This is a genomic window from Mesorhizobium sp. P3_A10 (assembly GCF_056403175.1).
This window is the reverse complement of record NZ_JBFUFZ010000007.1, coordinates 312932-321880: the sequence shown is the minus strand read 5'-3', so window position 1 is coordinate 321880 and position 8949 is coordinate 312932. Positions and strand designations below refer to the sequence as shown.

Below are 8949 nucleotides of genomic sequence, written 5' to 3'. Positions count from 1 at the left end.
GGGCTTTCTCCGCAGGCGCGGGTGCAGCAGCCTCAGGCGCTGGCGCGGGTGCCGGAGTAGATTCTGCCGGTGGTGCCGGCTGCTCGGAAGCTGGCGCCTCGTTGGCCTGGCGAGCGGCACACGCCTCGGCGCTTTCGCCCTCCTGGCAAACAGACTGCGCTAGGATAAGCGGCGTCGCCTGCCTGGAAAGGTCGGCGCTCTTTTGCAACGGGTATGCGCCTATCGGCGAGGACGCCATCAGCAAGCCAAGCGCGGTCCCCGAGACTATCTGTCGTTTGTACTTCATGGTTTTAGAATTCCTTGAGACGTGTCCCGTCGCCATTAGAACACTTCTCGATCCCAATCGTTCCAATAGGTTGAGCCTCCTTCAGCTGGTATGAATCCTTGGCGCTAGCGATTTTGGTCATTTCGCCTTTGCGCCCTCCAAAAACGATGATCCGCCACGTTCTCCCACCGGAACCTAGCCGGGGTCCCGGCGTTTCAATTGCTGTGCAACCAAGGAGGCCAAGGCCATGGATTGGAACCGCGTTGAAGGTAACTGGAAGCAGGTCAAGGGCAAGGTTAAGGAACAGTGGGGCAAACTGACCGACGACGATTTGGACCGCATTGCCGGCAAGCGCGACCAACTTGAAGGCAAGATTCAGGAGAGATATGGCATCGAGAAGGACCGAGTCCGGCGAGACATTGATGACTGGTATTCGATGCAAGGTTGGTAGATCGCGACTTCAAGAGCTTTAATTATAAAAAGCGCGCTTGGCAGAGCGCGCTTTTCTGTTAATTGATCAGCCTTGCCCTACGCCTCAGCCAAATAGGATTATAGTCCTCATTGTGGCGAACCTCTCCACGGGGATCGCCAATGGCCAGAACCAAACTTTCCAAGCAGCTGTCGAAGGATGAGATCGAACGCTTCTCGTGGACGCGGAGGCGTTGCGCAAGAGCATTATTCGGCCAATCCTCGCACTTCACAGCGATCACTCCATGAACCGCTACTGGGGTCGATCGAGACAATCACCGGCAAGAAGGCTGAGTTTATCCAGTGGAATTGACAGGCCCGGTGCAGCTTACGAAGGCCGTCAGTGAGGTGAGAGCGCGGCAAGGGACAGCGACATCACCAGAGCAACAATAGCAAGCGTTGCCAATATCCCTGCGGCGATCCAGAACCTTTTTGATTTCGGCACGGTCATCCACCCCCGCCGACGGCACGGTTCTGCATTGCCTCAAGGATGACCTCGAAAACGCTCCCGACCTCTTCGCTGACCTCGTCTGCGCCGATGCCCTCCTTGTCGGCTGCCGTCATTGCCTGGTCGGCAAGATCGGTGATGGCCGCGGGGTCTTCGGTGAAGGCGTTCGGCAGGTGTTCTGCCATCCAATTGTCGAGGAAGTCGACGCCGCGCTTGCTCATTGAAGGAACCAAAATGCGAGTAGAGCAAAGAACGCAAAGAGCAGCACCGCAGCCGCCACCAACACCCCTTTGCTGGTCCCCCGCCGGTGCTGAGGGTCGGGGACAAGTTTCTTTGGGTTCGGATGTTCGTTCATCGGAGATAAAGTTGCGGCGGCAAATTAGGTTCCGCTAATCCTTGACTGCTCAGAAACCCGCCGCCGGGCTGGTGTGTGGATCAGGCCGACGTTATTGCCCTCGCACTTTTTGCACCATGGGGCGAATATCCCGTTCCGTGGCCGGCGTATCCGGGCCGAAACGGTCGCGGAGCTTCGCAATGTCGAGTTGTTGCTGGGTGCCAATGTAGAGCATGACGAGGTGCACAATGCCGGCGTCTGGCCTACCGGCAGCGCGATATGCTCGGCATGGCCGCCTGCCTCCTGATGGCCGCGCTGGGCGCCTACGTGCTGTTGCGCTAACCCGGCTTAACCTTGGGCGTGATCTATCGATCTGCGCTTTAACTCGTCCTGGTCGATCGCGCGAATTCTGTCAGAATTTGTAGTTGATTCTAGCGACGACAGTATTCTCCGTCTCGCGAGCTTTGAGAACGAAGGCAGGATTAATGCTGCTCGCTCCATCCTTCGAGCCGAAATCGTAATAATTCCACTCGACACCAGCGGTCCAGTGATCGGTGAAAGCATATTCAGCACCCAAGCCGGCGGTCCAGCCTACGCGAGATCCTCCCCCAAATGATTGCAGCAAAAGCTGCGTCTCCGCAAACTTGTACTTGCTGAATGCAACGCCGGCATCGCCGTAGATAAGCAACCGGTCGATTGCGTACCCAAGGCGTCCGCGCACCGAACCCAGATAGTCCTGCTTGGTTTGGCAGTTCGACCCTGGCGTGGCCGGACATTGACTATCGCCCTTTACGGCAGAGCCTGCGAAGTCGCCCTCGATGCCAATGACGAATTGGTTGATCTGATAGTTGTAACCGATTTGGCCGCCGTACACGGCTCCGGACCCGTTTGTGTTGAAGGGGTCGAAGCCCGGAGGGGTTGTCGGCGACCAACGGCTGTCATTCCATGCACCTCCGACCTGAGCACCGACATAGAAGCCGGTCCATGAGTACGGCATGGCGGCAACCGGCTCAACGAGGTCGGCGGCCAAGACTGGAGAAGAGGCTGCCAGAAACGCAGCAGAAAAGATGAGCGCGAGTTTCATGCCGTCGTCTCCAAAATCACCGACATCTGAGTTTGTGCATTTTTTCGCCAAGAGTCTGCGCCACTTTTGCAACAAGGCGAAATATTCAGCGCTCGAACGTCGGCTTCCAATCGCGATTGCGCTTGGCGTTGATGCCGTCGTAGTCAGGCACCACGGTGAAGAACACCGGCCTGCGGTCGCGGCCCGCGGCCTTGCAACTCGAGCAGGCGAATAGCCCTACGAGATCCTGATGCATTGAGCCGTGATCGGGACTAAGCCTGTCGATCAATGCCGCGATGTCGAGCTTTGTCGACTTACAGCAAACCGGGTGCCCGCAGTTCACGTAGACGGACTCGTTAGCGGCCAGCGTGTCGGCGAGAGTATGGGGCATTTGGCGATCTCTGTTGAAGGGTTCGCCGCAACGGAGGATTATATTCCTGATCTCTAAGGCGCTGGCAAGCCAATGTCGACTCGACTGGAAAGTGTATCGTTTTACACAATCCCCAATTGGTAGACTCGCGCGCCGCACCGGCAGTTTAGTGCCTCCGCGCCGGGCCAAAGGGAGAATTGCCGGTGCGGACTGGGAGGAAACGATGTCAGTGCAGAAGGGCGACTATCGAACGAACAGGGCCGACTATGCGATTGCTGCAAAGCATGGCCGAGCGATCGAGGACGACGGTCGCGATGAGTTACGGGCAAGAAAAATGAAGTCGCTTTGGCTCAAAGATCGAAGATCGGCCAGTTTGTCGGCACACCCGGCGGAAAGCTCTCCAGGACCGAAAGCCAAACCGCGCGGTTAGCTCGGCCAGCGCTTTTCGCCTTACGGGCGAGCCTCGATTCGTTCCGGCCTTGCAACTTCCCGCAATCGCGCGGTAGTAGCAGCTTCTACCTTACGTGCCGGTGTCACGTATCGCGGCGTTGGCGACTTGTCTAATTCTCCGCATGGCTGAAAACGACAGCGCCGCTTTCCTTGCGAATTTCTACGGACACGATTCCATCATCGCCCTTCCGGGTCTGAAACATCGCGACAGCGTGATCCTTTGCCGCTTTCTCGGCATCGAATATTTCCTTGTCTACAATGCCCTGTCTTCCATACCAGATGACAGTGAAGGCCATTATTTCGCCAGTCCTTTGCCGTTAGGCTGGGATCATCCGAGCCGCTACAACCTCATCGACCATAGCACCACCAGTGCCACCACAGTGCCGGAAAAACAGAACGCGACCCAGACGCTGGTCATGGGTCGCAGGGCATGGCTTACTCAACCAAGCCGGCGTTGTGATGCACGATCGCGTCCAGGATAGTTTCATAGACACTGCCGGTGTCTTCCTCGATCTCGACACTGCCTATGCCGATCGCTTTGGCGTCGGCAAATAGCTTTTGCGTAAGCTCGGCCACGGAGATGACGTCGGCGCTGACCGTCTCGGGGACGTTGCTGGAAAGCCATTTGTGAAGAAAGTTGGTGCCGCGTGTGCTCATGAGTGGATAAGCGCGTGGCGTATATTAGGTTCCGCTCATACATTCCCGAGTTCCGGAACCAACTCCTCTCGGCTGCCGTTAGGTCAGTTGGAAGGACATCCAACATGGTTGACTACTTAGGCAAGCCGCCCGAAACAGCGAGTGGCATTGCCGCGCGCCGACTTGCCGCTGACACCGGCATCTCTCCTGCGCAAGCCACAGAGCTTGTCAGTTTCCTTGGGCCGCACAATTGGCCCTCGCTTTTGCGCGAAGCGCGCATGCTCAAGGGGCGACCCCATGGGTAGCGCTACTTCCGCACAATCCAGTCCAGCAACTCGGGATCGACGTCATCGCTACCTTTAAAAGTGCGGATCAAAAGCGCAGCGTGTTCTCGCCAGCGCTGCTCGGGGATGCTCTCTTCGATGACGGATTTTTTGAAGGCGCTGCGCAGCACCTCGAAGTCGAGAGATGAAACATGAACCCTATCCATCGCCGCTGCCCTCGCAATGGGAAAGCGTTTTATAGGTTCGCTGAAATCGGACTTTCAAGCGATTTCTAATATCTATTCGATGCCCCTAGGTAAGCCGCACTGCGGCGGCCACCAGCCCCCATCGACTGGTCTTTCAAGTCGCTGGCGTCGAGGGGCTCTCCCCGCGCCACGATGGGTAGTTGCTTGAGCGCCCACTTATCGAGAAACTTCAGGCCGCGCGTGCTCATTGCGCAGAGGGATCAACGGCCGCTTCATCGACCTCTGCTTCCATCGTGTCGCTGATTGCTTTCGTCTTCCCCATGCCGGCCAAGGGGATCCCGTCATAGCCCTGCAGCCACGCATCGGCGTGCTCTACCCAATACGGCGGCACCACACGCTCTTTGCCATCCTTCTGCGCCTGCACGCCGTACATCCACGCGTAAGTTAGTCGTTCCTGATCTTTCTTTGCTACCGGCATTTACTGCTCCTCCACCCAGCCTTGGTTGGCTCGTCGCTTAAAAACTTGGCCTGGCTCACATGACGCATAGGCGGAACCTTGTAAGGGCTCTCGCATTGATAACGATCGTCGAGCAGGGGTTTCCAATCGACCATTCTTCGAAAGACAGCACTCAATGACAGCAATCACGACGAGCAAGCCGCAACCAGACAATGCGGATGGCCTTCCCGCAAATGATAACAATGCCGACCTTGCATCCGACGACTTTTCGATCAGCATGCTCATCCCTGATGAACTGAATACGGACGAGGTTTGCAGGCGAGCAGAACGTCTTGCCAATGCCACCGTTGTCGGAATGGCGATCTTTTTTACACTTTCACCCTTGGCGTTTTTGGCGTTCGTCGTGATTTCACGATGACGGCGATTTACCGTCCGGATCTCTGCCACCCTTCGTCTGATTGGCACGGCTGTCCTCCCCCGTTGCCTCTCGAAAGTCCTGGAGTGAAGCATGGCGCAAGTCCTCCTCGCCGCGTAAGTGCTTCACGCGGCCGATCAGTCCTGGCTTGACCCATTGCGTCGCCGGCCGCTTCATCCCCTTTGGCGCCGGCCCAGCGTGCTCCTGAACGCGATTCCATAGGTGGTCTCGGATTGCGCCACGCGCGTTGATGAAGGCCGACCCGACGTACTGCCCCGTCTTCCGATCGGCCATCAGCGCGAAGGCTGGTTTGCCCGGCTCTCGCTCGACGCCGAGGAGGTCGTATTCTTCCACCATGTAGCTCTTGATCTTCAGCCAGGCAGTCGACCGGCCGCTCCGGTATTTGCTATCGCGCCGCTTCGATACCATGCCCTCGATGCCGGCTTCGTCAATCAAATGGAAGATGGCTTTGGCGTCTCCAGGCAGCACTTGGCTGAACTGGATGCGGTCATCAGGCAGGATCAAACCTTCCAGGATATCGCGCCGGTCTTCGAGATACATATCCCGCAGATCGTGCCCATTGAGATGGAGCAGGTCGAACGCCACGAAATAGAGGTCGTGCTGTCGCCGAGTGATAGCCTTACGCAACGCCTGATAGTCCGAAAGGCCGGCTTCGTTGAGCACGACAATCTCGCCGTCGATGATTGCGCTCTCGACACCGAGCCGTTTCGCCGCGCCGGCCAGATCCCGATATTTCGCCGTCCAGTTATGGCCGTTGCGCGTGAAGATACGCACATTGTGGTCGATAATGATCTGCGATCGATAGCCGTCGAATTTGACTTCGTGAATCCAGTCTTCGCCCTCGGGAGGCTTCTCCGCGAGAGTCGGCAACAGGGGCTCGACAAACTTCAAACGCATCAACACAACCCACAACCCGGCGATTCAATTAGATTAAGCTAAAATGGTTCCAAGTCGTAAATCGTCGGCCGGTTGCAACGGCAACGGCGGCCCCCGCGCCGTTCATCCAGGGGTGGCAGACGATGCTTTTTTCGTCAGGCCTGGAACTCGCATCTTTCATCGAAGTTTATGATTGGCTTGGTCCCATCACCGAGCTCTGGGAAGGGAAGCCCGTCGATTGCGCCATCAAGAGGCGGGCTTCCTCTCATTGCTGCGGGCGCCGGCCTGCTCCAATCGCACTGCTGCCTGTTCGAACGTATGGACTAGAGCTTCCTTGGCTTCGTTCAACACGCTCTGGCTGTATTCATCGATGGCCCGAATGTCTGGAAGTCGGCAAGCAAAGCGGTCTTCAGCGCTTCAAGGTGCCTGATAGGGTTTTTTTGGGCCATCGATACAGCCACAAGTTCCGACCGCATGAAAAGTTCGAGGGCAATAATCCTGCCCTGCAAATGCTCGTCCATAGGTTCGCGCTCTCCCATTTAAGTCACTCCTCCCCTGCGGTTGGGTAGGCCGATAGGGTTAGTTGCGCAATTGCTAATATGTAATACTTTCGGCGGTGCGGGGAGGGAGATCCGATCACCCGCGGTGGCCGGTGCGGCCTGTACCCCCAAAACGAGAGCCCCGGGTCGCACCGGCCATTCCCTACGGAGCGTGGGGATCCGACTTAGGTCCGATTCCCAGACAAATAGGTCCGAGACTGTGATGGGGACGGAACGTGCAGCTGACAGCGGCATTAAGTTCCGACCGTCGATTAACGTCCCTTCGTCGCCGGTTTTTCGTTCCGCCGCCTTCCTACCCACGAGGGCGGCGGAACACTTTGCAGCAATCCCCAAAGGACGATCAACGAAGATGAATCACGTCGAACTTTCGCCAGCCCTCGACACCCGGTTGGCCTCACTCAAGGCTAGGATGCGTGAAGCGCATATAACAGAGGCAGACATGCAGGTCTTTAAGAAGGTGGCATCCATCATGGGCGGCGACAGCGGCCGAATTGACAGCGATGACCTCATTGCAGCTTCGTTCCTTGTCGACTGCAAACAGGACAACCTCTAAGCGACTGTAACGCAGGCAAATCTTTTTCCTTTTGACGGGAAATTTTTCAGGCCGCGCGGCGTTAAGAGTGCGCGGGCGGCGGAGATTAAGGTGAAGGCTTTTGATAGAGTTGAATCGCTACTGGATGCGGGCGATCCGCACAGCGCTCTGGAAGAGGCGCGAGCTTCGATGGGTCAGATCGAGGGGCGGTCAAACGCGGTCTCGCGCGCGATCGACGATTTCATAATCGACTTGATGACCCTTGCATTCGTCGCCGAAGCATTTGGCAATCACCTCACAGAGGCGGCCTACAGACTCGCTCGGCGAAGGCTCTCGAAAGTCAGGCTGCTGATAACCTAATGGGCGCCAGCGCGTTCACCGTTCCTCGTTGTTCAACACTGCGTAGAGCCCGTGCGTCTCCAGGCGGCTCGCGGCTTGCAGGCAGCGCTGCACCCGCTCCCGGTATAGATCGGTCTCGCGGTTAGGGCGGGTCCGTAGCCAAAGCTTTGAAAAGCAGCAAACACGCGAGCAGCGAAATGACGCTGCCTATCAGGCCGTCTGCGGTCAGCCCGGAAAAATAGACGAGATCGAACGCCAGTACCGCCATCGCTTTAGCCTTTATCGGAACCCAGCAGAACTAACCGTTAGCTGGCGCTAATGTTCCGGACTCTCTGCGATGGATACCTTGGTTTCGGCCGGGGAAATGAAGGATGCGCTGTCCGCTCCTTCAGCCCGTAGAGTGGCCCGCGCCGCTTATCGAAAGGGAGCGCGGGCCCGGCCGTCTTGGGGACGGCCGGCAGCGTGAGGAGTATGACGTCGCACGGCTGCACCAAACCAACTACGCGGAATTTACCCAGTTCCTTGAGCAAACAAAAAAGCCCGCCGGTTTGAACCAGCGGGCAACCGGTCTGGAGTAGCCGGATCAAACCGGCGCGAGTTCAACGAACTTTGAAGATGTCGGTTGCACCTCGCTCTCGTCGCTCTCAGGGGTCCAGCGAGCCGAGTTGTTGCCTGAGCAGCGCAGGTACTGGAACACTGCCGCGCCACAAAAGGATGCGCGTGCTTGGTAAATGGAGCATTAAGCCACGCTAAATAAGCAAGCGCGAAAAAGGCCCGCCCGAATACGGAAACGGGCGGGCAAGTCTTCTGGAGTGCGCCGGGGGCCTGGCCCGGCAAATTGTCAATGAGCGGCGGAAGGTTTGGTTGCGGGGCATTCAAATGAAATGCCCGCGCTCACCTAGGGCGTAGGCGGCGCGGGCTCCCCAGCACGGACCGCTGAAAGAACGGGCTGGGAAACGGCATAACAGCCTCCCTGGAAGGAAGTTCCGGCCATTCGCAAAAAAGCCCGCGGGCGCGAACCGACGGCGGATCGGCGCGGCCGGAACAGCTTGATCTCAACCGGAACATCCCACCGAGAATTTCACCAGTGGCGGCCCGCACCTCTGGCGATGGAAGCGAGGGCCGGACCGTCTCGCGGACCGGCCGGCAGCGGGAGGAGTTTGACGTCGCACCGCTGCACTAAACCAACTTCGCTGCATTTAGGCAGTTCCTGGAGGCAAACAAAAAAGCCCGCCGGTTTGGACCG

At 57.7% G+C, this 8949-nt stretch carries 14 protein-coding genes; 5 read left to right on the top strand and 9 right to left on the bottom strand.

The window, feature by feature from the left end; genetic code table 11:
• Positions 1-512 precede the first annotated feature (512 nt).
• A complete protein-coding gene (locus AC1DXU_RS25445) occupies positions 513-716 on the top strand; it encodes a CsbD family protein (RefSeq protein WP_025583583.1) in 204 nt (67 codons plus the stop codon).
• 464 nt (positions 717-1180) lie between these two features.
• On the opposite strand, the gene AC1DXU_RS25440 is transcribed toward AC1DXU_RS25445, so the two are convergent.
• The 3 genes from AC1DXU_RS25440 to AC1DXU_RS25430 all read right to left on the bottom strand — a co-directional run bounded on the left by AC1DXU_RS25440 (position 1181) and on the right by AC1DXU_RS25430 (position 2969).
• Positions 1181-1402 (bottom strand): hypothetical protein, encoded by a 222-nt coding sequence (locus tag AC1DXU_RS25440; protein ID WP_477373390.1) that lies wholly within the window; start codon positions 1400-1402, stop codon positions 1181-1183.
• A gap of 525 nt (positions 1403-1927) precedes the next feature.
• Positions 1928-2599, bottom strand: a complete 672-nt coding sequence (locus AC1DXU_RS25435; RefSeq protein WP_477373388.1) for an outer membrane protein — start codon at positions 2597-2599, stop codon at positions 1928-1930.
• Positions 2600-2684: 85 nt separating this feature from the next.
• A complete protein-coding gene (locus tag AC1DXU_RS25430; protein ID WP_477373386.1) occupies positions 2685-2969 on the bottom strand; it encodes a hypothetical protein in 285 nt (94 codons plus the stop codon).
• A 551-nt stretch (positions 2970-3520) separates the two neighbouring features.
• Between AC1DXU_RS25430 and AC1DXU_RS25425 the strand changes: the two genes are divergently transcribed.
• Positions 3521-3880, top strand: coding sequence for a hypothetical protein (locus AC1DXU_RS25425; RefSeq protein WP_477373384.1), 360 nt, complete (start codon positions 3521-3523; stop codon positions 3878-3880).
• Here AC1DXU_RS25425 and AC1DXU_RS25420 read toward each other — a convergent pair.
• The 3 genes from AC1DXU_RS25420 to AC1DXU_RS25410 all read right to left on the bottom strand — a co-directional run bounded on the left by AC1DXU_RS25420 (position 3834) and on the right by AC1DXU_RS25410 (position 4981).
• A complete protein-coding gene (locus AC1DXU_RS25420) occupies positions 3834-4055 on the bottom strand; it encodes a DUF768 domain-containing protein (RefSeq protein WP_477373382.1) in 222 nt (73 codons plus the stop codon). The genes AC1DXU_RS25425 and AC1DXU_RS25420 overlap by 47 nt on opposite strands.
• Before the next feature lie 286 nt (positions 4056-4341).
• Positions 4342-4524, bottom strand: a complete 183-nt coding sequence (locus AC1DXU_RS25415) for a hypothetical protein (protein ID WP_477373380.1) — start codon at positions 4522-4524, stop codon at positions 4342-4344.
• Between the two features lie 223 nt (positions 4525-4747).
• A complete protein-coding gene (locus tag AC1DXU_RS25410; protein ID WP_477373378.1) occupies positions 4748-4981 on the bottom strand; it encodes a hypothetical protein in 234 nt (77 codons plus the stop codon).
• A 154-nt stretch (positions 4982-5135) separates the two neighbouring features.
• On the opposite strand from AC1DXU_RS25410, the gene AC1DXU_RS25405 reads away from it, so the two are divergent.
• Positions 5136-5378 carry a hypothetical protein gene (locus tag AC1DXU_RS25405; protein ID WP_477373376.1) on the top strand — a complete coding sequence of 81 codons (243 nt, stop codon included), beginning with the start codon at positions 5136-5138 and terminating at the stop codon, positions 5376-5378.
• On the opposite strand, the gene AC1DXU_RS25400 is transcribed toward AC1DXU_RS25405, so the two are convergent.
• Positions 5370-6293, bottom strand: a complete 924-nt coding sequence (locus AC1DXU_RS25400) for an ATP-dependent DNA ligase (protein WP_477373374.1) — start codon at positions 6291-6293, stop codon at positions 5370-5372. The two genes, AC1DXU_RS25405 and AC1DXU_RS25400, sit on opposite strands and share 9 nt — an antisense overlap.
• 323 nt (positions 6294-6616) lie before the next feature.
• Positions 6617-6811: a hypothetical protein gene (locus AC1DXU_RS25395; RefSeq protein ID WP_477373372.1), complete on the bottom strand. Its 195-nt coding sequence runs from the start codon at positions 6809-6811 to the stop codon at positions 6617-6619.
• 370 nt (positions 6812-7181) lie between these two features.
• On the opposite strand from AC1DXU_RS25395, the gene AC1DXU_RS25390 reads away from it, so the two are divergent.
• Both AC1DXU_RS25390 and AC1DXU_RS25385 read left to right on the top strand, forming a co-directional pair.
• The gene (locus AC1DXU_RS25390; RefSeq protein WP_477373370.1) at positions 7182-7385 is read left to right on the top strand and encodes a hypothetical protein; all 204 of its coding nucleotides are present in this window, start codon (positions 7182-7184) and stop codon (positions 7383-7385) included.
• Positions 7386-7475: 90 nt separating this feature from the next.
• Complete coding sequence (locus tag AC1DXU_RS25385) at positions 7476-7724, top strand: hypothetical protein (RefSeq protein WP_477373368.1); 249 nt, start codon at positions 7476-7478, stop codon at positions 7722-7724.
• A 121-nt stretch (positions 7725-7845) separates the two neighbouring features.
• Here the strand turns inward: AC1DXU_RS25385 and AC1DXU_RS25380 are convergent, their stop codons facing one another.
• Positions 7846-7971 carry a hypothetical protein gene (locus tag AC1DXU_RS25380; RefSeq protein ID WP_477373366.1) on the bottom strand — a complete coding sequence of 42 codons (126 nt, stop codon included), beginning with the start codon at positions 7969-7971 and terminating at the stop codon, positions 7846-7848.
• Positions 7972-8949 lie beyond the last annotated feature (978 nt).

Excerpts from the sequence above, each read along its gene's own strand:
- AC1DXU_RS25425 (WP_477373384.1), top strand. The coding sequence starts at position 3,521 with ATGGCTGAAAACGACAGCGCCGCTTTCCTTGCGAATTTCTACGGACAC.
- AC1DXU_RS25410 (WP_477373378.1), bottom strand. The coding sequence starts at position 4,981 with ATGCCGGTAGCAAAGAAAGATCAGGAACGACTAACTTACGCGTGGATG.
- AC1DXU_RS25440 (WP_477373390.1), bottom strand. The coding sequence starts at position 1,402 with ATGAGCAAGCGCGGCGTCGACTTCCTCGACAATTGGATGGCAGAACAC.
- AC1DXU_RS25380 (WP_477373366.1), bottom strand. The coding sequence starts at position 7,971 with ATGGCGGTACTGGCGTTCGATCTCGTCTATTTTTCCGGGCTGACCGCA.
- AC1DXU_RS25420 (WP_477373382.1), bottom strand. The coding sequence starts at position 4,055 with ATGAGCACACGCGGCACCAACTTTCTTCACAAATGGCTTTCCAGCAAC.
- AC1DXU_RS25400 (WP_477373374.1), bottom strand. The coding sequence starts at position 6,293 with ATGCGTTTGAAGTTTGTCGAGCCCCTGTTGCCGACTCTCGCGGAGAAG.
- AC1DXU_RS25390 (WP_477373370.1), top strand. The coding sequence starts at position 7,182 with ATGAATCACGTCGAACTTTCGCCAGCCCTCGACACCCGGTTGGCCTCA.
- AC1DXU_RS25395 (WP_477373372.1), bottom strand. The coding sequence starts at position 6,811 with ATGGGAGAGCGCGAACCTATGGACGAGCATTTGCAGGGCAGGATTATT.
- AC1DXU_RS25415 (WP_477373380.1), bottom strand. The coding sequence starts at position 4,524 with ATGGATAGGGTTCATGTTTCATCTCTCGACTTCGAGGTGCTGCGCAGC.
- AC1DXU_RS25435 (WP_477373388.1), bottom strand. The coding sequence starts at position 2,599 with ATGAAACTCGCGCTCATCTTTTCTGCTGCGTTTCTGGCAGCCTCTTCT.
- AC1DXU_RS25445 (WP_025583583.1), top strand. The coding sequence starts at position 513 with ATGGATTGGAACCGCGTTGAAGGTAACTGGAAGCAGGTCAAGGGCAAG.
- AC1DXU_RS25430 (WP_477373386.1), bottom strand. The coding sequence starts at position 2,969 with ATGCCCCATACTCTCGCCGACACGCTGGCCGCTAACGAGTCCGTCTAC.
- AC1DXU_RS25405 (WP_477373376.1), top strand. The coding sequence starts at position 5,136 with ATGACAGCAATCACGACGAGCAAGCCGCAACCAGACAATGCGGATGGC.